Genomic DNA, 25,782 nt, shown 5'->3' with positions numbered 1-25,782 from the left:
AACCTGGTCACGGTCCGCAAGTTTGCCGGCGCCGCCAGCTACACCACCGGCCCGCTCAAGGTCATGGGTGGCTACCGCTGGAACAAGGCCGACTTCAGCAGTGGCGGCACGCTGCTGCGCGACGACTATTGGTGGGCCGGCGTCAACTACCAGGTCACGCCCGCGCCAATCCCCCCAACATGCAGCAGGTCAGCTTCATCGCCGACTACAACTTCTCCAAGCGCACGGACGTGTACCTGTCGACTGGCTACGCGCGCAACGGCGGCCTGAGCTTCGATAGCTCCGCGACTGCCTTTGCCTTCAACTATCCGCAAATGACCGGACAGAAGAGCATGGTCGGCGTGACGGTTGGCTTGCGGCATATCTTCTGAGGGGGAGAGGCTAGGCGGGGGGGCGTGTGCGAGAGGGGCGCGAGCAATCGGCCGCTCATCTCGCGCCCGTCTGCTGCCCCTGCCTGCGCGCTGCGAGGATGGCGTCGTAGCGGCGGGAAACACCGAGCTTGGCAAATATCTGCCTGAGATTCCACTTGACCGTCAGCTCGCTGAGATTCAGCGCCAGCGCGATCCGCTTGTTCGACATCGACTGCTCGAGCAAACCGAGTATCTCCATCTCGCGCCGGGTCAGCCCGGACAGTTCCACCGATCGCTGCGCGGGCGCCACCATGGCAACGCGATCACCGTTGCCCGTGGGCGCGGCAAGGGCCATCCCCTGCAAGCGAGCAAGATAGTCGTCCTGCGCGCTGTCCCGACGCCGGGCCAGGCAGCCCAGCAGAGCGCGAACACCCTCGCCTTCATCCAGCAAGGTGCGCACCAGCCCGAGCCGGTAGGCCGTGGCAACCGCGGACTCCATGCATGCCGTGGCTTCTCCGCGCCGCCCCAGCGCGTCGAGCGCAAGGGCCTCGAGCAGGTCGGCCGTGACCATCAGCCCTTCCCTGCCCATTTCGCTAGCGCTGGCGCGGGCGCCTTCCAGTGCCAGCAGCACGCCCTGCGCCTCGTTCATGGCCAACGCCAGCCTGGCACGCGAGATCGCGGCAACCGCCACGATCTCGGCCAGGCGCGGCCCATCCTCCAATGCGCCCGGCGCCAGGCCATCGAGCGTGGCCTGCAGCGAGCGCGCGTGGCGCCAGTCCCCGCCCCTGAGCACGATCCGCTGGCGTTCGGCTACCAGGTGCGCCACGCCGCGCTCGATGCCGCGGATGCGAAAATGCGTTTCCATCTCGCTCAGGTATGCCACGGCATCGTGCGGCAAGTTGCCAAGCGCTAGGAGGCGGGCGTGGCACAGCGTGGCGCGCAGCATCACATCGGGCGAGGAGAGCCTGAGCATGTCGAGGCGATCGGCGAGCACTTGCCGCGCTTCGTCGGTCTTGTCCCGCTCGTAGAGGGCCGCCGCCGCCGTCGCGGCGCAGTAGCAGGCGCTGACCGAGCGGCGGCCATGGTAGCGTTCGGCCTCGGCGAGCGCATCCTGGGCCAGGGGCTCGGCTTGCAGCGCATTGCCCTCGAGCAACATGGCGCTGGCCACTGTGGCCCTGGCCATCAGCGCCAGCTCGCCCGTACCGGCACGCATCGCGCGTGCCTCGGCGGAGGCGAGACGCTCACGCACCTGCGCATGGCAGCCGCGCACGGACAGGCAGCGTACCGTCAAGCCAAGCCGGATATGCTCAAGCGGCGCCAGGCCCAGGGGAACGTTGGCAAGCGTGGCGAGGATGGCATCCAGCTGCACCACATCATCGCGCTGCATGGCGATCACGGCGCGCACCAGCCTGCCATGGCGCGACGCCCTGGCGCCGGGCCTGACCGCCTCCAGGGCGGTCATCCAGTCATCGGCTTGCGCGGGCCGCGCCGTCACCGCGCTCGCCCAGGCGGCAAGCAGCAGCAAGCGCGGGTAGCGCGCCAGCCGGGCAGGCGCCACGACTTCGATCCACTGCCGGAAATCCCGCAACTGGCTCACGGTGGGCAAGGCTGGCATCGAATGCTCCACCAGGCTGGCGACGGTATCGAAATCCTCGCTCTGCAAGGCATGCGGGATCGCCTCGGCGAAGCACCCTTGCCGCACGAACCACGCCGTGGCGCGCCGGTGCAGGCCAGCCACGTCGGCCCGGCTGCCTGCCAGGCGCTCGCGCAGGAAGGCCGCAAACATGGGATGGAAGCGGAACCACTTGCCGTGGTCCTGCGCTTGCAGGGGTAGCAGGAACAGGCCACGCGCATCGATCGCATCGATCAGGGCGGCGGCCTGCCCCGAGCCCGTGACAAAGCCCGCCAGCGCTGCGTTGAAACGCGGCAGCACCGACAAGCCTTGCATGAAGGCGAGCAATTCCCCGGGCAGCCCGGCCACGACGTCTTCCGACCAGTAGGCGTGCAGGCCGTCCGCTGCGGGCGCCAGCGCGGGATTGCGCTGCCCCGCCTTCAACTTGGCCGACATCAACTGCAGGCCGATGGGCCAGCCCGCGCTGGACGCATGGAGCCGCGTGGCGGCATCCAGGCTCACGCGCGCATCGAGATGCGCTTTCAGGAAGGCCAGGGTCTCCGCGAAGGAAAACGCCAGGTCCGCGCAGCCCACTTCGCCAAGCTCGCCCACCGCGCGCAGACGTCCCAGCAACAGCGCCGGCGTCTTGCGCGATGCCGCGACGATATGCAGGTGCGGCAGCCGCGCGTCCAGGATGGCCTGCAGCAGCGCGCGGCTGGCGGGGTGGCTGATGCGATCGGCTTCGTCGATCATCAGGTAGAGCTCTTCGCGCACGGCGGCCAGCGCCTGGATATAGCCGGTGGCCAGCGCATCCTCTTGCCAGGGCGCTTGCGCCCGGGCACGCGCCGCGCATGCAGCAAGACGGCGCGCAGGCTGGCGCAAAAAGCCTCCGGTGCTTCGTCATCGGGCCCGAGCGTTAGCCAGGCGACACTGGCCCCTTGCGCGATCAGCTTCTGGCGCCACTGCGCCATCAGCGTGGTCTTGCCATAGCCCGTGCCGGCGGTGATCAGCACCAGCTTGCACTGGCGTGCGCCATGCAGGCTGGCTAGCAGGTCTTCGCGCGGGATCGCGCGGCTGCCAAGGCGGGGCGGCGCCAGCTTGGTTGTGGGGGCGGGATGATACCGTTCCATCGAAATTCGGCTCTCGGCAATGCAGGCCAAGCGGCGCGCAACACAGGCACCGGCCTGCCCCGGTCAAGTTCGGGCATGCAGAAGTTGCAAGTGACGTTGCGTATCACGTCGCGTGTCACGTCGCGTGTCACGTCGCGTGTCACGTCGCGTGTCACGTCGCGCGTGGCCGGGTAGGTGCGCCATGCGTTGATTGCGCAAAATATATACTAGGGTGACATGGCGAAAGCCCTGCTTTGGGGCCGCCCACCTGATCCGGGTGGCTCGGGTGGCAGGCCGCCCGGGGCCAGCACCGAAGAGACAAGCGGATCACGCTGCGCATGGCTTCGAGCCGCCTGTACAATGCATCCTCATTTCGTTTGACCCTGACGCTGGCTTGCACGACCAGCGCCCGGATACCAGAAGGCACCGGTCACCTATGCCGCAAAGCCCCTCCCTCCCGCCCGAATCCACCAGCCACGCCAAGCGGCAGCCGCCGCGCGACACCGTCAGGGTCCTGGCGCGCGAGCGCGTGCTCGCCCAGCTGACCGAAGCTCGGCGCCGCCGCGTGATCCTGCTGCAAGGCCCTGCCGGCTGCGGCAAGACCGCCACGCTGCTGGCCTGGCGCCAGACGCTGCTGACACTCGGCTTCGATGTGGCCTGGCTGACGGTCGCCGCCGACGACAACGAGCTGGCACGCTGGCTCGACTCCCTGCTCGGCAGCCTGGCGCAGGTCGATCCCGCCATCACGCGCGAGGCCGCGCTGCTGGGCGGGCGCGGCGTGGACGCCGAGGCCGTGGAGCGCACCGTGCTGGCCCTGGTCAATGGCATCGCCAGCCATCCGCGCGAGCTGGTGCTGGTCCTGGATGAACTGCACCATCTTGCCGATGCCCGCGTCCATGAAGCACTGCAATGGCTGCTCGACTACGCACCGGCCAACCTGCATATCGTGCTGGTGTCGCGCGGCAGCGTGCCGCTGTCGCTCGGCAGGCTGCGCGACCAGGGCCTGGTGCTGGAACTGGACCAGCGCGACCTGCGTTTCACGCTGGCGGAGTCCGAGCAATTCCTCAAGGCGCAACTGGGCGACATTGCCGCGCGCGATGCGCGCCTGATGCACGAACTGACCGATGGCTGGGTGGCCGGCCTGCAGCTGTTTGCCACGCATTGGAAACGGCGCAAGCAACCTGCCGGCGGGGCGTCCTCCACCAACGGCTTCGTCCGCGCCAATGTGCAGAATGCCGGCGCCTTTGCCGATTACTTCGAGCGCGAAGTGCTGGCGCGCCTGGCGCCGGCCGAAGCCGAGCTGCTGGTCCGCGCGGCCGCCTGCCAGCGCTTTAGCGCCTCGCTGTGCGTGGCGCTGAACGAGCAGTCGCAGCACTCGACCGAGGTGGTTGCCCTGCTCGCGCGCCTCGACAGCGACAACCTGTTCATCACGCCGGTAGATGGCCCGGATCGCGAAACCTGGTACCGCTTGCACCCGCTGCTGCGCGAGACGTTGCTGGCGCGCTTTCGCGCGCGCAGCGAAGGCCAGCAACGCGCCGTGCATGCCGCCGCCTGGCACTGGTTCCGCGCGCACCGCCTGCTGGAGGAGGCCGTGCGCCATGCCGTGCTGGCCGGGGAAGCCGACGCAGCCGCGGATCTCGTACAGCAGTACGCCGGCACGCTGAGCGCAAGGGGCGAACTACGCAAGGTGATCGCGCTGATGCGCCTGTTGCCGGCCGAGCAAGTCCAGGCCCGCATCAAGCTACGCCTGCTGACCCTGCAGATGCAGATCTTCGGGCGTGAACTGGACGCTTGCACGGACAGCATCGAGCGCCTTCTCGCCGACATTCCCGAATCCGACCTGAATGAGCGCTACCGCCTCACCATCCTGCGCTTCGGACTGGCGGTGCAACGCGACGATACCGATGGCGCCCTCGCGTTGCTGCCGCAATTGCTGCAAACGCCCGCCGATGCCGAGCCGATGACCGTCGGCGCGCGCAACAACTTGCTGTCGTGGCTGCACATGCACCTGGGCGAGTACGAGCGCGCCCGCCGCATCCAGGCCGAGGCGCCGCCGCTGCTGGTCGAAGGCGCACCCTTGGTGGGCACCACCGGCGGCAGCCTGAACGGCCGCTGCATGGTGGGGTTCAGCTTTGCGCTGGAAGGCAAGATGATCCAGGTCGAGCGCATCTGCCGCGACGTGCTGTTCGAAGCGGAAAAAGCCGGCAGCGCCGCGGCCGAGCCCGGCTACTTTGCCGCCGCGCTGCTTGGCGAAGTGCTGTACGAGCAGAATGACATCGCCGGCGCGCGCAAGCTGCTGGAAGACCGCGTCGACGTGCTAGAACGCGTGTCGATCCCCGACTCTGTGCTGCGGGTGCTCAAGGTGTTGTCGGCATCCCATTGGGCCGCAGGGCATCAGCTCGACGCCTTTGCCTATCTGGAACGGCTGGAAGAGTACGCGACGCAGTTGGGCCTGGACCGTTTGCTGGCCCATAGCCTGGGCGAGCAGATCCAGCGCCACCTGGCCAGCGGCGACCCGGAAGCCGCGCAAGCCGCGCTGGCAAGGCTCGACGTCATCGACGCACGACACCCGCATGCGCAGCCCAGTGCGCTGGACGAGATCCGGGTGGTGGCCGAGCGCGCGCGGATCCAGGTGTGCCTGGCGCATGACGACCTCGCAGGCGCCGCGCAGCGGCTGGCGCCGCTGATCGCGCTGTGCGATGCGAGGGGGTGGCAGCGTCATGTGACGCAGCTAACGTGGCAAAGCGCCATTGTGGCTTTCAGGCGCGGGCAGCCGGACGCCGCACGGGATCAGATGCTGGCGGCATTGCGGCGGGGGCACCGGCTTGGGCTGGTGCGCAGCCTGCTCGACGCGGATCCAGCGGGGCTCGACCTGATCGAGATGATGACGCAGGGGCAGGCGCCGGACCCTTTGCTGGCGTTTTATGTTGAGCGATTACGGGCGGCTCGCTCCGCACAGGCCGGCGTTTGCGCCGGTACGCCTGCATTGCCCGATGGACCGGCAGCGGTTGCCACCGGCGAGGGGCTTAGCGAACGCGAGGTCGATGTGGTGAAGCTGCTTGGGCAAGCACTGCCGAACAAGAAGATTGCGCGGACGTTGGGGCTGTCGCCTGAGACCGTGAAGTGGCATCTTCGAAATATTTTCCGGAAGCTGGAAGTGACTAGCCGGGATGAGGCTGTGGCTAGGGTTCGGGATATGGAGTTGGATGTGTAGGGGTTTTGGTGGCTCATGTTGGGCTGAGTGGGGTTTTTGATCGGCGATGGTTATTGCACCCAAGAGCCGTACGACATCGCCCTGCGGGGTTGATCGTTTGTTTCTTTGTACGGCGTTGGTTATTGCACCCAAGAGCCGTACGACATCGCCCTGCGGGGTCGATCGTTTGTTTCTTTGTACGGCGGCGCAGAGCAATCAGGCTTATGTAGGGCGGTGATTTCGTCGTATGGCCAGCGGTTCTGCTGGCATCTGCCGCACCGGCTTTAAGGTCATTGTAATGACATGACCTATGGGTTACGTGGTGGAGCCCCTGTCCTCGTATGCTGTGACCCTTCCCACATCTACCGTTCGCGGCGCAGAGTGCTGCGGGGATGTCGTACGCTCTTGGGCCCAATAACCAACGCCGCCCCCGAAGTCCCCCCAAGCCAATCCAACAGCCACCTAACACGGGTGGTTATCCCAATCCCCCCTTCGCAGTACCGTATCACCCATACCAAAACCCCCAGCTGACGCGCCCAGAACGGCGCATCCAGCCCAGGAGACAAGCCAAAATGAACAAGCCACTGGCCGGGCACCCACGGGCTCCCGCCGACCATCCCGCCACGCCCCGGTACAAGTACCGGCCAGTCTGCTTCCCCGAGCGCCGCACGCTCGTCGAGCGCCGCCCCGACGGCACGCTGCTGCTGCGCAGCGACGCCCCCGCCAACAAGATTCCCCAGCAAGGCCTGGCCGGCTTCCTGCCTGACTGGGCAGAACGCCGTGGTGCCAGCGCCGCCTTTTGCGAGCGCGATGCGCAAGGTGCCTGGCGCACCATTACCTGGACTGAACTGTGGCGCCAGGTGCAGTCCGTAGCCGCCGCGCTGCTGGAACTTGGCCTGGGGCAAAACCGCCCCCTGATGCTGCTGTCCGGGAACTCCATCGAGCAGGCCGTCCTGCTGCTTGCCGCCGAGTACGTGGGCGTACCCGCGGCGGCGGTGTCTCCCGCCTACTCCACCATCAGCCGCGATTTCGCGCGCCTGAAGGGGGTGGCGGAACTGGTGCCGCCCGCAGCGCTGTTCGTGCAGTCGGCGGCTTCCTTCGAGCGCGCCGCCGTCATCGCCGTGGACGGCGCAACTGCCGGCCAGCACGCCTGGAGCACGCTGGCCGCCACCGCATTGACGCCTGCGCGGCTGGCCGCACTCGATAGAGCACGCGCCGCCATCCGGCCCGCCGACACCGTGCGCGTGCTGTTTACTTCCGGTTCCACCGGCGTGCCCAAGGGCGTGGCCATTGCCTACAGCAATCTCAATGCAGTGACCGCGTATCACGCGGAGAACCTCGCCGCCCTGGTCGAGCGGCAGCCGGTGTTTCTCGACTGGCTGCCCTGGCACCATGGCCTGGGCGGCGTGGCCAACTTCGCGCGCGCTATCGTGCTGGGCGCCACGCACTACATCGATGATGGCCGCCCCGTGCCCGGCCTGCTCCAGCGCACCGTGCGCAACCTGCGGGAGGTCTCGCCGACCCTGTTCAACAGCGTGCCGTCCGCGTGGAGCGCCCTGGTGACCGAGCTCGAGCGCGATCCGGTGCTGGCGCGCAGCCTGTTGGCCAATGTCGTGAGCTTTGGCTATGGCGGCGCCAGCCTGCCGCGCGATGTGTTCCTGCGCATCCAGCGCGTAGCCGAGCAAACCGTGGGCGAACATATTGTGTTCGGCTCCGGCCTGGGCTCGACGGAAACCACCGCAATGGGCGTGTCCTGCACCTGGGCCACCGATGACGTCGGCAATATCGGCGTGCCGATGCCAGGCGCCGAGATCAAGCTGGTGCCGCTCGACGGAGGCGACGGGCGCTATGAGATCCGCATGCGCGGCCCCTTCGTTTTTTCCGGCTACGTGAAGCGCCCCGACCTCACCGCCGCGGCCTTCGACGATGAGGGCTATTTCTGCCTGGGCGACGCCGTGCGCCTGGTGGACCCCGCCGATCCGGCCCGCGGGCTGGTGTTCGCCGGGCGCGTGGTGGAGGACTTCAAGCTGGCCAACGGCACCTGGGTGCGCACCGGCGCCGTGCGCCTGGCACTGATCGACCAATGCGCACCGCTGATTTCGGATGCCGTCATCTGCGGCCACGATCACAACTACCTTGCCGCGCTGGCGTGGCCCAACCTGGCCGGCTGCCGCGCGCTGGCACCGGAGCTGGCCGAGCTGGACGCGCAGGCGCTGGTGCAACACCCGCTGGTGGTGAATGCACTGTGCGAATGCCTTCGCCGCCAGGGCAGCCAGGGCAACGAGAGCGCCAGCCTGAGCGTGCAGCGCCTGATGCTGATGGCCGAGCCACCTTCGATCGACGCCAACGAGATGGCCGAAAAGGGCTATGTCAACCAGGCCGCCACCCGTGCGCGCCGCGCCCATCTCGTCGAACAGCTTTTCCACGCGGAACCCCAAGCCCACGTCGCCCGCACCCGCTAACACCGGCCCAAGCCCCCCCTATTCCCATCGGAGCCTTACATGCAAGTCACCCGCACCGTCTACCGCGACGACCACGAAATGTTCCGCACCACCGTGCGCCGCTTCCTCGAGCGCGAATGCGCGCCACGCCAGGCCGCCTGGGACAAGGCCGGCGTGGTCGATCGGGAAACCTGGCTCAAGGCCGGCCGCGAGGGCCTGCTGTGCATCACGCTGCCAACCGAGTACGGCGGCGGTGGCGGCGACTTCGGCCATTGCGCGGTCTTCAACGAGGAAGTCGCGCGCGCCGGTGTCAGCGGCCCCGGCTTCGGCGTGCACTCCGACATCATTGCCCCGTATATCAACCGCCTGGGCAATGACGAGCAGAAGCAGCGCTGGCTGCCCAAGGTGTGCTCCGGCGAAGCCATCCTCGCCATCGGCATGACCGAGCCGGGCACCGGCAGCGACCTCAAGGCAGTGCGTACCACTGCCGTGCGCGAGGGCGACGAATACGTGATCAATGGCAGCAAGACCTTCATCAGCAACGGCCTGAACGCCGACCTGATCATCATGGTGTGCAAGACCGACCCCAGCGCTGGCTCGCGCGGCGTCAGCCTGATCATGGTGGAAGCGAGCCGCGCAGGCTTCCGCCGCGGCCGCAAGCTCGACAAGGTGGGCCAGCATGCCCAGGACACCGCCGAGCTGTTCTTCGACAACGTGCGCGTGCCCGTCGCCAACCGACTGGGCGAGGAAGGCAAGGGCTTTGCCTACCTGATGGGCGAACTGCCGCAGGAGCGCCTGAGCATTGCCGTGAGCGCGGCCGCCAAGCTGGAAGTCTGCCTCGAGCACACCATCAATTACGTGAAGGACCGCAAGGCCTTCAACCAGACCGTGTGGGACTTCCAGAACACCAAGTTCAAGCTGGCCGACATCAAGGCGCAAGCCGTGGCCGTGCGCCTGCTGGTGGACCACTACCTGGCCGAGCACGTGCGCCGTCGCCTGACGCTGGAAGAAGCCGCGATTGCCAAGCTCTATGCCACCGAGGCCCTGGGCAAGGCGCTGGACGAAATGGTGCAGCTGCACGGCGGCTATGGCTACATGCTCGAGTACCCGGTGGCCCGCGCCTTTGCCGACTCGCGCGTCACGCGCATCTACGGCGGCACCAGCGAAGTCATGCGCGACCTGATCTCGCGAAAGATGTGAGCCGCACCTGAATCTCCAATCGCAAGTCTCCAATCGCAATCCCTGAAGGAATCGCAACATGAACCGTAAAGTATTCGTCGCCGGCGTCGGCATGATCCCGTTCAAGAAACCGGGCACCAGCGAAACCTATGACATGATGGGCGCGCACGCCGTGCGCCAGGCGCTGGAGGATGCCGGCATCGACTACGCCGACGTGCAGCAGGCCTATGCCGGCTACGTCTACGGCGACTCCACCTGCGGCCAGAAGGCGCTTTACCACGCCGGCATGACCGGCATCCCGGTCATCAACGTCAACAACAACTGCGCCACCGGCTCGTCGGCCCTGTTCCTGGCACGCCAGGCGGTGCAGAGCGGCGCGGTCGACTGCGCGCTGGCGGTGGGCTTCGAATTCATGCAGCCGGGCGCGCTCAGCTCCAAGTGGAGCGACCGCGCGCCGGCGCTGGAGCGCGCGCTCAGCGTGGTCAACGAACTGGTCGACCGCACCGACCTGCCCAGCGCCATCCGCCAGTTCGCCGGCGCGGGCCGTGCTCACATGACCAAGTACGGCACCAAGCTGGAGACCTTCGCCAAGATCCGCGCCAAGGCCAGCCAGCACGCCGCGCGCAATCCGCTGGCCGTGTTCCGCAATATCGTCACGCCGGAAGACGTGCTGGCCTCGCCGATGCTGTGGGACGGCGTGCTGACTCGCCTGATGGCCTGCCCGCCCACCTGCGGCGGCGCCGCCGCCATCGTGGTCTCGGAAGAATTCGCCCGCAAGCGCGGCCTGCGCACCGACGTGCTGATCGCCGGCCAGGCGCTGACCACCGACACCCCCAGCACCTACGACAGCAAGGACATGATCCGCGTGGTCGGATTCGACATGACGCGGGCCGCTGCGCAGAGCGTGTACGAGCAGGCCGGCATCGGCCCCGAAGACATCGACGTGATCGAGCTGCACGACTGCTTCGCCCAGAACGAACTGCTGACCTACGAAGGCCTGGGCCTGTGCGAGGAAGGCGGCGCGGAGAAGCTGGTCAACGATGGCGACAACACCTACGGCGGCCGCTGGGTCGTCAACCCGTCCGGCGGACTGCTGTCCAAGGGCCACCCGCTCGGCGCCACCGGCCTGGCCCAGTGCTACGAGATGACGCACCAGATCCGCGGCACGGCGGACCAGCGCCAGGTCGAGGGCGCCAAGGTGGCGCTGGCGCACAACCTGGGCCTGGGCGGCGCTTGCGTCGTCACGGTCTACAAGAAGCACGCCTGAGGCGCCAGGAACGCGCTGAACACTGACCCGACAAAAGGCCTTCCCATGATCGACAAGACATTGATCGGCAAGGTGATTGCGGATTTCCGCACCACCGCCGCCGCCAGCCAGCTGCGCTTCTTCGCCAAGGCCACCGGCGAGACCAACCCGGTCTATACCGACGAGGCCGCCGCGCGCGATGCCGGCCACCCGGGCCTGCCGCTGCCGCCCACCTTCCTGTTCTCACTGGAGCTGGTGCAGCCGCCGAGCGCCTGGCGCGACGAACTCGGCATCAAGGTCGAGCGCATCCTGCACGGCGAGCAATCCTTCGACTACCACCGCATGGCATACGCCGGCGACACGCTGCACCTGCAAACGCGCATCACCGACATCTACGAGAAGAAGGGCGGCGCGCTGGACTTCGTCGTGCGCGAGACGCGCGTGACCAACCAGGATGGCGAGCACGTGGCCGACCTGCGCAGCGTGCTCGTGCAACGCAACGGCTGAGCCGGAGACCCCCGAATGAGCAACCTGAGCAACCTGAGCAACCTGAGCAATTTGAGCTTTGACACGATCCAGATCGGCGATACCCTCCCCCCGCTGACGCTGGAGCCGATCAACCGCACCACGCTGGCGCTGTTTGCCGGCGCCTCCAACGACCACAACGCGATCCATATCGACATCGACTTCGCGCGCCGTGCCGGCATGCCGGACGTGTTCGCGCACGGCATGCTGTCGATGGCCTATCTCGGCCGCCTGCTCACGCTATGGGTTGACCAGCGGCAGTTGCGCCAGTTCGGCGTGCGCTTTGTCGGCATCACGCATCTCGGCCACCGGATCACGTGCAGCGGGCGCGTGGTGGAGAAGCTGGAAGCGAACGGCGAGAAGCGCATCAAGCTGGAAATCCGGACCGCCAACCAGTATGGCGAAACCAAGATCCTCGGCGACGCGGTTGTCGCGCTGTAACCCCCTTTTTCGATATCAAGGAGCAAGACATGGGAAAACTCGACGGCAAGGTGGCACTGGTCACCGGTTCGGGCCGCGGCATCGGCCAGGCCATCGCACTGAAGCTGGCCAGCGAAGGCGCGCGCCTGGTCATCAATGACCTGGACGCCGAGCCAGCGCACGAGATGGTGGAGACGCTGAAGAAGATGGGCACGCAAGCCGTGGCCTGCGTGGGCAACGTGAGCGCGCCGGACTTCGCCGATCGCTTCGTCAACACCGCGATGAGCCATTTCAAGGGCATCGACATCCTCGTCAACAACGCCGGCTTCACCTGGGACGACGTGGTGCAGAAGATGAGCGACGAGCAGTGGTACGCCATCATCGACTGCCACATGACCGCGCCGTTCCGCATCATCCGCGCGGCTTATCCGCATATCAAGGCGCTGCATGCCGCCGACAAGGAAGCCGGCCGCGAGGTGTATCGCAAGATCGTCAATATCTCTTCGACCTCGGCCCTGAACGGCAACGCTGGCCAGTTGAACTACTCCGGCGCCAAGTCCGGCGTGATCGGCATGACCCGCGCGCTGGCCCGTGAATGGGGCCGCTTCAATGTCAACGTGAACGCGGTGGCATTCGGGCTGATCCACACCCGCATGACCTCGGCGGATGCCAAGGCCGGCGCCACGGTCAAGATCGACGGCCGCGACATCCGCGTTGGCCTGAACCCGGAGTTGCTCAAGGCCCACGCCCAGCGCAACCCGCTCGGCCGGGGCGGCACCCCGGAAGAAGCCGCTGGCGGCGTATACCTGTTCTGCTCGCCCGAGTCGAACTACATCACAGGCCAGACCATCGCCGTGGCAGGCAACGTGCAGTAAGGCTTCAGCAACGCTGTAGTCAAGCCGTACCGTGATGGTCACCAGTCATCGCCCGATGACCGGTGACCGGTGACCGTGACCATCATGGGTGGCCGGACCTCGCCGAAGCCGGCTCTCCGGCTTCGGCGAGACGGCTGGGCAGACCAGCCCCCCCCTTGCTCCCCGCCACGCGGCCCCCGCTAGCCGCCATCTGGCACCTCCTCCACTCGCGTAAAACCTCATTGCACCGCCACGTTCCGCCTGCTAGAGTCCATAACTGATCACTGCATAGTTAAAGCAAAGCCGATCGTGCCGCATGGCTGGCGCGACGATCAACGACAGGAGACGCGATGGTTCCGGCACTATGGTTCGACGGGCAGGAGTATTCGGCCGACTGGATTCGGGGGGAGGTCCGGCGCATTCTGGCTGGCCTGCATGACCTGCAATGCAAGGAGGGCGACACCATCGCCGCCATGCTGCGCAACAGCCCGGAGTATGTGGCCCTGGTGCTGGCCTGCCGCCAGGCGGGGCTGTACCTGGCCACCACCGGCAAGCCCAAGGGCGTGCGCCGCATTCCCGGCGCGCCCGCAGAGCGCGCCGCCATGGAGCAACGGCTGCAGCGGGTCACCGACATTGTCTACGGCACCGGCACGGACGTGACCGCCTACCTGTCGGCGCCGATCTACCACAGCGCGGCCATGGCCTACCTCTCGCACTTCTGCAACCTGGGCGCCATGCTGGTGCTGGAGCCGCGCTTTGACGCGCAGCGCACGCTCGCGCTGCTGGCGCGCCACAAGGTCACGCATGCCTACCTGGTGCCGACCATGTACCAGCGCCTGCTGGCACTGCCGCCCGACGCGCGCACGGGGCACGACCTGTCCGCGCTGCGCCAGGTGGCGTCGACCGGCTCGCCCTGCCCGGTGCCCCTCAAGCAGGCCATGATCGCGTGGTTCGGTCCCATCATCACGGAGGCCTACGGATCGAGCGAAGCCGGCTACACCACGTTCGCCGACTCGGCGAACTGGCTGCGCCACCCGGGCTCGGCGGGCAGCCCGCTTCCCGATGCGGAAGTCCGCATCCTGGACGAGGACGGCAACGCGTTGCCGGCGCGCGAGATCGGCCTGATCTATGTGCGCCAGCGCGCCCTGCCCGACTTCACCTACATCAACCGGCCCGAGGCCCGCGCGGCCGTGGAGCGCGACGGGCTGATCACGCTGGGAGACATGGGCTACCTGGATGAAGACGGGTTCCTGCACATCTGCGACCGCAAGGCCGACATGGTGATCTCGGGCGGCGTGAACATCTATCCGGCGGAGATCGAGTCGGTCCTGCAGACCATGCCGGGCGTCGCGGACTGCGCGGTATTCGGCATTCCCGATGCGGAGTTCGGCGAAGGCCTGGCCGCCGCGGTCCAGCCAAACCCCGGGCACAGCCTCGACGGCGCGCAAGTGCAAGCGTTCCTGCGCGAGCGCATTGCCAACTACAAGGTGCCGCGCATCGTCGAGATCCACGCCATGCTGCCGCGCGAGGACACCGGCAAGATCTTCAAGCGCAGGCTGCGCGAGCCGCACTGGCAGGACCAGGCGCGCGCCATCTGAATCCAGCGGTTCCCAAGCGCATCCATCCTCTCAAAAAACAGGTAGATAGAACAGACCGGAGACAGCACCCATGGCCATTGCCTTCCCCACCAACGAGCCCCATTTGTCCGGCTACTTCGCGCCGCTGCACGCCGAGTGCGACGCGCCCAACCTGCCGGTCACCGGCGAAGTGCCCGCCGGGCTGCGCGGCACCTATTACCGCAACGGGCCGAATCCGCAGTTCGCGCCACGCGGCAAATATCACTGGTTCTCGGGCGATGGCATGCTGCATGCCTTCCATTTCGACGAGGGCCGCGTGTCCTACCGCAACCGTTGGATCCGCACGCCGAAGTGGATCATGGAAAACGAGAATGGCGAAGGCATGTCGGGCTCGCTGGCAAGCCGGCACCTGACGGACCCGAAGCTGCTCGAGCTGAACTCCACGGTGGCCAATACCAATGTGGTCTGGCATGGGGGGCGCCTGCTGGCGCTGGAAGAAGCGCACGCGCCGTTTGAAGTCGACCCGGTGTCGCTGGCGCCGCGGCCGCGCGACGGCACCGCGGCGGACGTGCGCTGGTTCACCGGCGATCCGTGCTACGTCTTCCATCCGATGAACGCCTTTGACGCGCCCAACGGCAGCATCGTCTGCGACATGATGAAATACGACGTGCCGCCGCTGTTCCCCGGACCCGACGGGCGCCAGCTCTCCAGCGGCGCACCCGTGGCCAGCCTGGTCCGCTGGACCTTCGACCTAAGCGGCAAATCCGGCGCGTATCGCGAGCAGCCGCTGTGCGATATGCCGGGCGAATTTCCGCGCCTGGACGAGCGCTTTGCCATGCTGCCCTACCGGCACGGCTATTACTGCAGCGGGGACATCTCCGCGTCCACCAAGGGCGACAGCCTGCGCAGCGGCCTCGCGCACATCGACCTGGCCACCGGGCAAGTCGCGCAATACCAGCCGCCGGCCGGCGACAAGTGCGGCGAGCCCGTGTTTGTCCCGCGCCATGCCAGCGCCGACGAGGGCGACGGCTGGCTGCTGTCCGTGATCTGGCGCGCCGCGGAGAACCGCAGCGACATGGCAATCTTCAACGCGCAGGCGCTGGCGGCGGGGCCGGTGGCGCTGGTGCACCTGTCGCATCGCGTGCCCGCCGGCTTCCACGGCAACTGGCGTCCCGCCGGCTAAAGCCGATGGCACGCCGCCGGCGTAGGCTCCTGCGCCGGCGCATTGACTGACCCGCTGACCAAACCCTTTCCGCAAGCGACCGCATCGTCGATGAAGAGCAGTTCGGTCCGGTGCTGCCGGTGATCCGCTACACGGATGTCGACGCCGTGGTCGAGTGCGTCAATGTGTCCGCGTACGGGCTCGGCGCATCGGTCTGGTCCGGCGGCCGGGAGGCTGCGCTCGCCATCGCCGGCCGCATCGATGCGGGCAGCGTCTGGGTGAACACATATTTCGTGGTATCGCCCGACATTCCCTTTGGCGGCGCGTGCCAGTCCGGCATTGGCGCTGAACTGGGCGAGCAAGGCCTGGTGGAATTCACGCAGCTCAAGGTGCTGGTGGGCTGAGCGGGCCAGGCCCCCGGCCTAGCGCGGCGTTGCCGATCCCCGCAACGCCGCCAGGCAGAACTGCACGACGACGTCGGCCATCTGCTCTGCCGTGGGCTGGTGGGTGGAGGCGACCGGCAACCGGCGGCGGTCGATGGTCAGCGTGGCGAGGCCGTGGGTGGCGGCCCACACCGAGAACGCCAGTTGCTCCTCGCTGAGCTCGCCGGCGCCGGGCGCTTGCAGTACTGGCGCGATGGCGCCGCGCAGCACCTGGAACGATGCGGCGCCCGCCTCCGCCAGCTCCGGATACTGCTCCCGGTCCGCGATCTCCGGCCCGAACATCAGGTGAAACCGTGCGGGATGCGCCTGGGCGAACTCCACATAGGCGAGCATGATCGCCCGCAGCCGGCCCGCCGCATCGGCGGGGTCAATGTGCTCCACGCTCTGGCGGCGATAGGCCACCAGGTCGCGAAACGCCTGGGCCGCAATGGCGGCCAGCAGCCCGTTCCTGTCCTTGAAGTGATACGCCGGCGCACCCGGCGAGACGCCAGCCAGCTTGGCTGCCGTGCGCATGCTCATGCCCGCGATCCCCTCGGTATCGAGCAGGTGGGTGCCCCAGGCAATCAACGAAGCGCGCAGGTCGCCGTGGTGCCATTGCCCCTCCGGCTTGGTGGTTCCACCCTTGGACTGGCCACGTTTTACCGGGGCGTCGCTGCGTTCTGATGCTGGCTTTTTCATGGAAGCAGAGTTTACCAAATGGATGCCGCGCGGCAGGAAGGCGCGTGAATTTCTCAATAATTAGACAATTGTGCTGGGAAGCCAAGAAACTGGCACGCAACGGCGCAATTCCATGGCGTCAAGGGAATACCCTAGCCCGTTGAAAAACCCTTGCCAACGCGATTTCCTGCGCGTAGTCTAAAAAAAAAGACGAAAGCCGTATGGCCAGGACCGCCGGCAGTTCAACGCTTGCGGCCAGACCCATCCGGTTATTTTTTAGCTACTAAGTCTACAAATTGAGACGGATTGCCAGTGATCAAGCCATCCCGGACCCAGGGCAGGCTGACAGCACCGGCAACCCCAAGCACAAGTAAAACAAAACAAGTGAACCAAAAGGCGCTGATCGTCGACGACTCAACCCGTCCGGCCCGCGCACCTGCTCAACCAAGGCACAGAGGGGATAGGCCCCATGGAAGCCAACGCCAGCGCATCGGTCACCACATCCGACGCCCCGCCCTCACAAACCGAGCGCACCTCGCCCTACGCCTGGAAGGCGCTGGCCGGCTCAGCCATCGGTTACGCGATGTTCAGCCATCGGTTACGCGATGGACGGGTTCGACCTGCTCATCCTCGGCTTCATGCTGCCCGCCATCAGCGTGGCCTTGAGCCTGAGCACCGGCCAGTCCGGCGCGCTGGTGACATGGACGCTGATCGGGGCGGTGGCCGGCGGCATCCTCTTCGGCGCGCTGAGCGACCGCTACGGGCGGGTGCGCGTGCTCACCTGGACCATCGTGCTGTTTGCAGTCTTCACCGGCCTGTGCGCGTTCGCGCAGGGCTTCTGGGACCTGCTGGCTTACCGCACCATCGCCGGCATCGGCCTGGGCGGCGAATTCGGCATCGGCATGGCGCTGGCCGCGGAAGCCTGGCCCGCCAGCAAGCGCGCGCGGGTGTCTTCGTACGTGGCGCTGGGCTGGCAGAGCGGCGTGCTGCTGGCGTCCTTGCTGACCCCGCTGCTGCTGCCGCATATCGGCTGGCGCGGCATGTTCCTGCTGGGCGTGGTGCCGGCACTGGTGGCCTGGTTCGTGCGCAACCGGCTGCATGAACCCGAAGTGTTCGTGCGCCATGCCAGTACCCACGGCGACAAGAAGGAGAACGCCTTCAGGCTGCTGGTGGCCGATGGCCACACCGCCCGGACCAGCCTCGGCATCGTGATCCTGTGCTCGGTCCAGAACTTTGGCTACTACGGCATCATGATCTGGCTGCCGACCTATCTGTCCAAGGCCTTGGGCTTCTCGCTGACCAAGTCCGCCATGTGGACCTCGGTCACCGTCGTCGGGATGATGATTGGCGTCTATGCCTTCGGCCAGCTGGCCGACCGCATCGGGCGCAAGCCCAGCTTCCTGATCTTCCAGGCCGGCGCGGTGGCGATGGTGATCGCGTATTCGCGGATGTCCGACCCCGTCACCATGCTCTGGGCCGGCGCGGTCATGGGCATGTTCGTCAACGGCATGATCGGCGGCTATGGCGCGCTCATCTCGGAAGCCTATCCCACCGCCGCGCGCGCTACCGCGCAGAACGTCCTGTTCAACATCGGGCGTGGCGTGGGCGGCTTCGGGCCCATCGTGGTCGGGGCCCTTGCCGCAACCTATTCCTTCCAGGTGGCCATTGCCCTCTTGGCCAGCATCTACGTGCTGGACATGATCGCCACGATCTTCCTCATCCCCGAGCTCAAGGGCGTCGAGCTGGAATAAGCGTCCCGCCTTGCATCGCCCCGTACCGCATTAGTCAGGAGTCATCATGTCTGCAACCTTGTGCAGCCCGGACCGCACCGCCACGGTCGCGTCCTATCGCTGCCGCGTAGTCGAACATTCGTGGGTCAACCAGCGCTACAAGTACATCCGCCTGGAAGCCGATGCGCCGATCGCCGGCAAAACGAAGCCCGGGCAGTTCTACCAGCTCAAGTGCCCTACCACCGAAACGGAGCAGCCGTTCTTGCTGCGCCCCATGAGCGTCTATGGCGCAGGGCCGGAAGATGGCCGCATCGAGTTCCTCTACAACGTGACCGGCGTTGGCACGCGCGCCATGGCCAGCCTGCCGGTGGATGGCCACATGGAGATCGTCGGCCCGCTCGGCAACACCTTCACCTTCAGCCCGGATTTCAGGCGGATCCTGGTGGTGGCGGATCCTGGTGGTGGCGCGCGGCGTGGGTCTGGCCACCATGGCGCCGCTGATCCAGCAAGCCGCCGCAGCCGGCGTGGCCATCACCGCGGTGATGTCGGCCCGTACCCGCGATGACCTGATGGAGCACGAGTTTCTGCGCGGGGCCAGCGCGCAAGTGCATGGCGTGTTCGATGCCGATGGTTCCTCGTCGGTGGACGCCGTGGAAGTACGCATGCGCAGCCTGATCGCGCAGCAGCGGCCCGATGCCGTCTACACCTGCGGCTCGCACCGCCTGCTGATGCTGCTGCAGCGCGTGCTGGCCGACTATCCCGAGGTGGTGGGCGAGGTCGCCATGGAGCAGCGCATGGCCTGCGGCATGGGCGTGTGCCTGTCCTGCGTGCGGCTGTTCGATTGCGCAACCCAGTCATGCCCGCCTCCGGCTGCTTCGCCATCGAGTATCGCGAAGCGCTTGACCTCAACCAGCTTGGCGCCCTGGTGATCAAGAGCGTCTCCCCCAAGTCCAGGGCCGGCAACCCCACGCCACGGGTAGCCGAGACCTATGGCGGCATGCTGAACGCCATCGGCATCCCGAGCAAGGGGCTCGACTATTACCGCGAATGCGTGCTGCCGCCTTACACGCGTTATGACACGCCGGTGGTGGTGTCGATCTCCGCCGATACCGCCGAGGCATTCGCCCTGGCGTGCGAGCAGATTTCCTTGCCGCAGCAACATCGCGGCCGTGGCCCGGGCGGCGGAAGACGCCGGCGCCGATGCCATCGTCATGGGCAACACGGTGCTCGGCATGGCCATCGATGTGCGCACCCGCCAGCCCAAGCTGGGCAATGTGATGGGCGGCCTGTCCGGCCCGGCCATCAAGCCGATTGCCCTGCGCCTGGTGCACCAGTGCTATCGCGCCGTGCGCATCCCCATCATTGGCTGCGGCGGCATCCAGAACGCCGAGGATGCCGTCGAGTTCATGCTCGCCGGCGCGGCTGCCGTGCAGGTTGGCACGGCGTCCTTCCGAGACCCCGGCGTCATGCAGAAGATCATCGACGGGCTACAGGACTATTGCCAGGAGACCGGCACCGAGGCGCTGCGCGACCTGGTGGGCCAGGTCAGGCTCGACCAGCATTTAAGCGACCGCTGGCTGCGCTTCGCGCAGCAATCCGGCTGAACGCCATCGGCAGAAGGCCGCTCGCGCCGGCGCATCCCGCCGGCGCGTCACTGCAACGTTCAACCCAACGTTCAACAAAAGTGCCATGGAAATTCTGGAACTCAAGCCTGTCGCCGAGCAGCTCTTCACGGACCTGTGCGCGCTATCGTTCGATGGCGTTGGCGTGACCCGCGACAGCTACGGCGCCGGCGAGACCGCCGCGGCGGGCTACCTGCGCGATTTCGCGCTGCGCCACGGCCTGCAAGCGCAAGCCGACCGTGCCGCCAACCTCGTCTTCCGCCTGCCGCAAGCCGACGCTGGCGCACCCGCTACGTGGGTCGGCTCCCACCTGGACTCGGTCCCGCAAGGCGGCAACTTCGACGGGCTGGCGGGGATCGTTGCCGGCCTGCTCTGCCAGCTCCGCCAGGCGCGCACCGGCCAGCGCTCGCGCGTGCCGCTGCAGGTAGTAGGCTTCCGAGGCGAAGAAAGCGCCTGGTTCGGCAAGGCGTACATCGGCTCGGGCGCCCTGCTGGGCAAGCTCTGCGCCGCCGACCTGGCGCTGGCGCACCGGCATTCCGGCGAGTCGCTGGCGGCCTGCATGGCAGCAGCCGGCGCCGATATCGCGGCGATCCGCGCGCAGGAGCTCCTGCTCGACAAGGCGAAGGTGCATGCCTACCTGGAACTGCATATCGAACAAGGCCCGGTGATGGTCGCGCGCGGCTTGCCGGTGGCGGTGGTGCCCGGCATCCGCGGCAATGTGCGGCACAACCAGATCCGCTGCATCGGCGAGGCCGGCCACTCCGGCGCGGTGCCGAGGTGGCTGCGCAAGGACGCCATGTTTGCCGTGGCAGACCTGATCATGCGCCTGGACGCGCACTGGCGCGTTCTGCTGGAGCGCGGCATCGACCTGGTCGTCACCACCGGCATGGTCAGCACCAGCCCGCAGGCACACTCGGTCTCGCGCATTCCCGGCATGGTGAACTTCAGCTTCGAGGCGCGCAGCAAGAGCGTGGAAACGCTGGAAAGCTTCTATCAGCTGCTGCGCACGGAGTGCAAGGCTATCTCGCGCGACCGCGGCGTGCGGTTCGAGTTCGACCGCCGCATCGAATCGGCCCCGGCCACCATGGACGGCGGGCTCTCGGAGCGGCTGGCGCAGGCATGCCGCCAACGGGACCTCCCATTCGAGCAGGTGCCGAGCGGCGCCGGCCACGATGCATCGCTGTTTGCCAACGCCGGCATCCCGAGCGGCATGCTCTTCGTGCGCAACGAGCACGGCTCGCACAACCCGGACGAGGCCATGGACATCGATGATTTCCTGCTCGGCGTGCAGGTGCTGGACGACACCATCGCCAGCCTCTGAGCCACGCCAAAAGGAGCCCCCCCTGTGACGCAGCGTCTCACCCTGCGCCGGCCGGACGACTGCCACCTGCACCTGCGCGATGGCGACACGCTGCGCACCGTCCTGCCGCATACGGCGCGGCAGTTCGCGCGCGCCATCGTGATGCCCAATCTCAAGCCGCCTGTCGCTACCGTCGACGCGGCGCATGCCTACCGGGAGCGGATACGCGCGGCGCTGCCGCCGGACTCGCGCTTTGTCCCGCTGATGACCTGCTACCTCTGCGATGCAACGGATCCCGAGGCCGTCCGGCGCGGGTTCAGCGAGGGCGTGTTCACGGCGGTGAAGCTTTACCCGGCCGGCGCCACCACGCATTCCGAGTACGGCGTGAGCGCGATCGGCAAGGTGGCCGGCGTGCTCAAGGCCATGCAGGAGATCGGCATGCCGCTGCTGATCCACGGCGAGAGCACCGATCCGGCGGTGGACGTCTTCGATCGCGAAGCCACCTTCATCGAACAGACGCTCAAGCCGCTGCTGGCGCGCTTCCCAGGGCTCAAGGTGGTGCTGGAGCACATCACCACCGAGCAGGCGGCGGAGTTTGTCGGCCGGGACACCAGCGGCCGCCTCGCGGCCACCATCACCCCGCAGCACCTGATGTTCAACCGCAACGCCATGTTCACCGGCGGCATCCGGCCGCATTTCTACTGCCTGCCCGTGCTCAAGCGCGAGCGGCACCGCCTGGCATTGCGCCGCGCGGCCACGTCGGGCTCGCCCGCCTTCTTCCTGGCCGGACTCCGCGCCGCACGATCGCACGGCCAAGGAGGCGGCCTGCGGCTGCGCCGGCATCTTCAGCGCGCCCAACGCGCTGGAAGCCTATCTCACGGTCTTTGACGAAGAAGCCGCGCTGGACCGGTTCGCTGGCTTCGCCAGCGAGCACGGCAGCCGCTTCTATGGCCTGCCGCTGAACGAGGGCACCGTCACGCTGCGGCGGGAACGCCACCGTGTGGCCAGCTCGATCCCGCTGCCGGCCGGCGCAGCGATCCACCCTTACCTCGCGGGCGAAGAACTCGGCTGGAAGCTGGCTTGAACCAGCGCATCGCCCCCCTCGCCACGCTGCTGACAGGCTTCGCGGCGAAAGCACAAGCACTGGAACACTGGAGCACTGCATGTCTCAACTACGGACTCAACTGGACCTCTCATCGTCGGTGGGCCAGGCCCTGCTGGATGCCGGCTGCGTGACATTCCGCACGGACGAACCGTTCCGGCTGCCCTCTGGCTGGGCCAGCCCGGTCTATATCGACTGCCGCCGGCTGATCTCGTTTCCGCGGCTGCGCAGGGCGCTGATCCAGCGTGGCCTTGCGTTGCTGCGGGACAGGAACCGGCTCGCAGCCATCGACGCCGTGGTCGGCGCCGAATCGAGCGGCATCGCATTCGGCGCCTGGATGGCCGAAGCCCTGGCGCTCCCGCTGCTCTACGCGCGCAAGGAGGCCAAGGGGCTGGGGCCCGCCTCGCAGATCGAGGGGGCCATCAACACCGGCGACCGCGTGCTGCTGGTGGACGACATGATGGCGGCCGCGCGCTCCAAGCGGATATTCTGCGAGGCGCTGGACGCGGCCGGCGCGGTGGTGACGGACATTTTCGTGGTGTTCGACTACGGCACGTTCCCTACCGAAAGCGTTCTCGCCCCCTGGCAAGCCGAGGTGCACGCCCTCGCGAACTGGCAGGACGTCCTGCAGGCCGCGCGCGCCAGCGCCGGGGTGGACCGCCGCGCCCTGGACGAACTGCAGCGCTTCCTGGCAGACCCGGCCCGATGGTCGCTGGACCACGGCGGCATCGGGGCCAGCGAGACGCAACGCTAACAAAAACACAACGACGGAGACGGAGATCACGATGCAGCAAACAACCAAAGCCACGCTTGCGCTGGCATTCCTCGGCGCAGCCTGCGCCAGTAGCGCCGCGGTGGCGCAATCCAGCGTCACGCTCTACGGGCAGGTCGATGCATTCGTCGGCAGCACGCGCGCGGCGGGTGGCGACCGCACCTACGTGGTGGGTGCAGGCGGCATGCAGACGTCATACTGGGGCATCAAGGGCAGCGAGGATCTCGGCAACGGACTGAAGGCGATCTTCGACCTCAACGGCTTCCTGCGCGCGGACGTAGGCAAATCCGGGCGCTCCGATACCGACGCCATGCTCACGCGCAACGCCTTCGTCGGCCTGCAGAGCCATGCCTACGGCACCGTCAAGCTGGGCCGCAACACCACGCCCTACTTCCTCTCCACGATCCTGTTCAACCCGCTGGTGGACTCCTACACCTTCGGGCCGTCCATCTATCACACCTTCAAGACCGCGACGAGCGGCGCGGTCTATGACCCGGGCATCATCGGCGACTCGGGCTGGAGCAACTCCGTGGTCTACTCCACGCCCACGCTCGGCGGGCTGACCCTGAACCTGATCTACGCCTTCGGCGAGCAACCCGGCAGCAACGGCCAGAACAAATGGGGCGGCAACCTGACCTACTTCAACGGGCCCTTCGGCGCCACGGCGGCGTTCCAGCAAGCCAGGTTCAATGCCACGCCGGGCGACGTGACATCACCCGCGGCCCTCGCCGGCTTCAGCAAGCAGAATGCCGTCCAGGGCGGTATCAGCTATGACTTCAAGCTGGTCAAGCTCTTCGCCCAGGCCCAGTACATCAAGTCGGCTATCAGCGGCGCGGCCGGCGACATCAAGCACAGGAACGGGCAGCTAGGCGCCTCGGTGCCGGTCGGCGCGGGCAATGTGCTGGTCTCGTATGCCTATGACAAGACCAGCAACAACCTCGGCGATTTCCGCCGCAACACCGCCGCGCTGGCCTACGACTACAATTTGTCCAGGCGCACCGATGTCTATGCCGCGTACTTCCTTGACAAGCTGACCGCGCAGTCGCATGCCGACACGTACGGCGTGGGTGTGCGGCATCGCTTCTGAGCCGCCAGGCACACCCAGCGAGGCAACGGTGCGGCGGATCGACCATAATGTCGGTCGATTCCCCACACCCAGCCTCCGCTGCACCACGTGCCAGACGCCGATCGTCCCGCCTCATCCACCCCAGCCGCCCCAGCCACCGCCAGCACACCGGCAGCCCTGCCTGCTTCCGGCTGGCACCGCCGCGTGCTGGCGCTGGCGTTTCCGATCATCCTCGCCAACCTGACCCAGCCGATACTCGGCGCGGTCGATACCGCCGTAGCCGGCCACCTGCCGGACCCGGCCTACCTGGGCGGCGTGGCCGCTGGCGGGCTGTTCTTCAGCTTCGTATTCTGGGGTTTTGGCTTCCTGCGCATGGGCACCACCGGCCTCGTGGCACAGGCGTACGGCGCGCGGGATGGCGCGGCATTGCGCGCCACGCTGGTCCGCGCGCTGATGCTGGCCACCGTCATCGGGCTCGGCGTGCTGGCGGTGCAGATGCCGTTGATCCACGGCGCCCTGAGCCTGATCGGCGGCAGCGACACGCTCCAGCACCATGCACGGGTCTACAGCCATGCGCGGATCTGGGCCGCGCCTTTTGCGCTGTGCAACTACGTGGTGCTGGGCTACCTGCTGGGCTGCCAGCGCGTGCGGCTTGGCCTGCTCATCCAGTTGTTCATCAATGCGGTGAACATTGCCGCGGTGCTGCTCTACGTCTATGTATTCGACTGGGGCATCGCGGGGATCGGCGCTGCCACCGCCACCGCCGATGCGTGCGGCTTCGTGCTGGGCGGCGCGCTGCTCTGGCGCCTGCGCCCTCGACGGCTGCCGCCCCTGCGCTGGGCCGTGGTGGCCGATACGCACGAACTGAAGCGGCTGGTTTATCTCAACCGCGATATCTTTATCCGCACGCTGTGCCTGGTGGCCAGCTTCGGCTGGTTTGCGCACGCGGGCGCCAGTCAAGGCGATGTGTTCCTGGCGGCCAACGCGCTGCTGCTCAACTTCCAGACCTTCATGGCGTACGCGCTCGATGGCTTCGCGCATGCGGCCGAGGCGCTGGTGGGCGCCGCGATCGGCAACCGGGACCGGCACGCATTCCGCCGCGCGGTCCGGGTCACCATGATCTGGGCGGCGGTGGGCGCGCTGTGCTTTTCCCTGGCCTATGCCTGCGCCGGCGCGTGGATCATCGCCTGCCTGACCGACCAGCGCGCCGTCCATGACGCGGCGGTGCGCTACCTGCCATGGGCGGTTGCCTTGCCGCTGGTCTCGGTTTGGGGCTTCCTGCTGGATGGCGTATTCATCGGCGCCACCTGCACGCGCGACCTGATGCACTCGATGGCCTTGTCGTTCGCGGTGTTCATGGCGGCTGCGCTCGTCCTGGCCGGCCCGTTCGGCAACGACGGCCTGTGGGCAGCGTTGCTGCTG

At 67.3% G+C, this 25,782-nt stretch carries 18 protein-coding genes and 5 pseudogenes; 20 read left to right on the top strand and 3 right to left on the bottom strand.

What is annotated here, in order from left to right:
* A pseudogene (locus OR16_RS42275) lies at positions 1-371 on the top strand (hypothetical protein); the annotation flags it as partial.
* 55 nt (positions 372-426) lie between these two features.
* On the opposite strand, the gene OR16_RS36620 reads toward OR16_RS42275, so the two are convergent.
* Positions 427-2,736 (bottom strand): LuxR C-terminal-related transcriptional regulator, encoded by a 2,310-nt coding sequence (locus tag OR16_RS36620; protein ID WP_043422614.1) that lies wholly within the window; start codon positions 2,734-2,736, stop codon positions 427-429.
* Positions 2,715-3,092, bottom strand: coding sequence for a hypothetical protein (locus OR16_RS36615; RefSeq protein WP_043422612.1), 378 nt, complete (start codon positions 3,090-3,092; stop codon positions 2,715-2,717). Before OR16_RS36615 ends, OR16_RS36620 begins: the two co-directional genes overlap by 22 nt.
* 415 nt (positions 3,093-3,507) lie before the next feature.
* Here OR16_RS36615 and OR16_RS36610 point away from each other — a divergent pair, with 415 nt between their 5' ends.
* From OR16_RS36610 to OR16_RS36565, 10 genes and pseudogenes are all read left to right on the top strand, one after another.
* The gene (locus tag OR16_RS36610; protein ID WP_006164080.1) at positions 3,508-6,285 is read left to right on the top strand and encodes a helix-turn-helix transcriptional regulator; all 2,778 of its coding nucleotides are present in this window, start codon (positions 3,508-3,510) and stop codon (positions 6,283-6,285) included.
* A 551-nt stretch (positions 6,286-6,836) separates the two neighbouring features.
* The gene (locus tag OR16_RS36605; RefSeq protein ID WP_006164079.1) at positions 6,837-8,726 is read left to right on the top strand and encodes a feruloyl-CoA synthase; all 1,890 of its coding nucleotides are present in this window, start codon (positions 6,837-6,839) and stop codon (positions 8,724-8,726) included.
* A 39-nt stretch (positions 8,727-8,765) separates the two neighbouring features.
* On the top strand, positions 8,766-9,905 hold the full coding sequence (locus OR16_RS36600; RefSeq protein ID WP_006164078.1) for an acyl-CoA dehydrogenase family protein: 1,140 nt from the start codon (positions 8,766-8,768) through the stop codon (positions 9,903-9,905).
* 58 nt (positions 9,906-9,963) lie between these two features.
* On the top strand, positions 9,964-11,151 hold the full coding sequence (locus OR16_RS36595) for a lipid-transfer protein (RefSeq protein ID WP_006164077.1): 1,188 nt from the start codon (positions 9,964-9,966) through the stop codon (positions 11,149-11,151).
* 45 nt (positions 11,152-11,196) lie between these two features.
* A complete protein-coding gene (locus OR16_RS36590; RefSeq protein WP_006164076.1) occupies positions 11,197-11,637 on the top strand; it encodes a MaoC family dehydratase N-terminal domain-containing protein in 441 nt (146 codons plus the stop codon).
* Between the two features lie 15 nt (positions 11,638-11,652).
* Positions 11,653-12,096, top strand: a complete 444-nt coding sequence (locus OR16_RS36585) for a MaoC family dehydratase (protein ID WP_006164075.1) — start codon at positions 11,653-11,655, stop codon at positions 12,094-12,096.
* Positions 12,097-12,125: 29 nt separating this feature from the next.
* Positions 12,126-12,950, top strand: a complete 825-nt coding sequence (locus OR16_RS36580; RefSeq protein ID WP_006164074.1) for an SDR family NAD(P)-dependent oxidoreductase — start codon at positions 12,126-12,128, stop codon at positions 12,948-12,950.
* 329 nt (positions 12,951-13,279) lie between these two features.
* Complete coding sequence (locus tag OR16_RS36575; RefSeq protein ID WP_006164073.1) at positions 13,280-14,527, top strand: AMP-binding protein; 1,248 nt, start codon at positions 13,280-13,282, stop codon at positions 14,525-14,527.
* A 70-nt stretch (positions 14,528-14,597) separates the two neighbouring features.
* On the top strand, positions 14,598-15,689 hold the full coding sequence (locus OR16_RS36570) for a carotenoid oxygenase family protein (RefSeq protein WP_006164072.1): 1,092 nt from the start codon (positions 14,598-14,600) through the stop codon (positions 15,687-15,689).
* 80 nt (positions 15,690-15,769) lie between these two features.
* Positions 15,770-16,072: pseudogene (locus OR16_RS36565) on the top strand (aldehyde dehydrogenase family protein); the annotation flags it as partial.
* An 18-nt stretch (positions 16,073-16,090) separates the two neighbouring features.
* Here OR16_RS36565 and OR16_RS36560 read toward each other — a convergent pair.
* On the bottom strand, positions 16,091-16,789 hold the full coding sequence (locus tag OR16_RS36560) for a TetR/AcrR family transcriptional regulator (RefSeq protein WP_006164070.1): 699 nt from the start codon (positions 16,787-16,789) through the stop codon (positions 16,091-16,093).
* A gap of 448 nt (positions 16,790-17,237) precedes the next feature.
* Between OR16_RS36560 and OR16_RS36555 the strand changes: the two are divergent.
* The 9 genes and pseudogenes from OR16_RS36555 to OR16_RS36520 all read left to right on the top strand — a co-directional run.
* Positions 17,238-18,519 (top strand): annotated as a pseudogene (locus OR16_RS36555) (MFS transporter).
* Between the two features lie 46 nt (positions 18,520-18,565).
* Complete coding sequence (locus OR16_RS46895; protein WP_050983220.1) at positions 18,566-19,063, top strand: hypothetical protein; 498 nt, start codon at positions 18,566-18,568, stop codon at positions 19,061-19,063.
* A complete protein-coding gene (locus OR16_RS46890) occupies positions 19,023-19,427 on the top strand; it encodes a hypothetical protein (RefSeq protein WP_237717361.1) in 405 nt (134 codons plus the stop codon). The genes OR16_RS46895 and OR16_RS46890 overlap by 41 nt, the downstream gene beginning before the upstream one ends.
* Positions 19,355-20,102: pseudogene (locus OR16_RS36545) on the top strand (HisA/HisF-related TIM barrel protein). The gene OR16_RS46890 and the pseudogene OR16_RS36545 overlap by 73 nt, the downstream one beginning before the upstream one ends.
* Positions 20,103-20,187: 85 nt before the next feature.
* Positions 20,188-21,441, top strand: coding sequence for a hydantoinase/carbamoylase family amidase (locus OR16_RS36540; protein WP_006164067.1), 1,254 nt, complete (start codon positions 20,188-20,190; stop codon positions 21,439-21,441).
* Between the two features lie 24 nt (positions 21,442-21,465).
* Positions 21,466-22,504: pseudogene (gene pyrC, locus OR16_RS36535) on the top strand (dihydroorotase).
* Between the two features lie 79 nt (positions 22,505-22,583).
* Entirely contained in the window at positions 22,584-23,276 is a 693-nt protein-coding gene (locus OR16_RS36530) for an orotate phosphoribosyltransferase (RefSeq protein ID WP_043422610.1), read from the top strand.
* A gap of 31 nt (positions 23,277-23,307) precedes the next feature.
* Positions 23,308-24,381: a porin gene (locus OR16_RS36525; protein WP_006164064.1), complete on the top strand. Its 1,074-nt coding sequence runs from the start codon at positions 23,308-23,310 to the stop codon at positions 24,379-24,381.
* An 87-nt stretch (positions 24,382-24,468) separates the two neighbouring features.
* Positions 24,469-25,782: MATE family efflux transporter (locus OR16_RS36520; RefSeq protein WP_043422615.1), on the top strand; the 1,314-nt coding region annotated here is incomplete at its 3' end.

The organism is Cupriavidus basilensis OR16 (assembly GCF_000243095.1).
GTDB classification, from domain to species: Bacteria; Pseudomonadota; Gammaproteobacteria; order Burkholderiales; family Burkholderiaceae; genus Cupriavidus; species Cupriavidus basilensis_D.
This window is presented reverse-complemented; position numbering and strand designations above follow the sequence as displayed.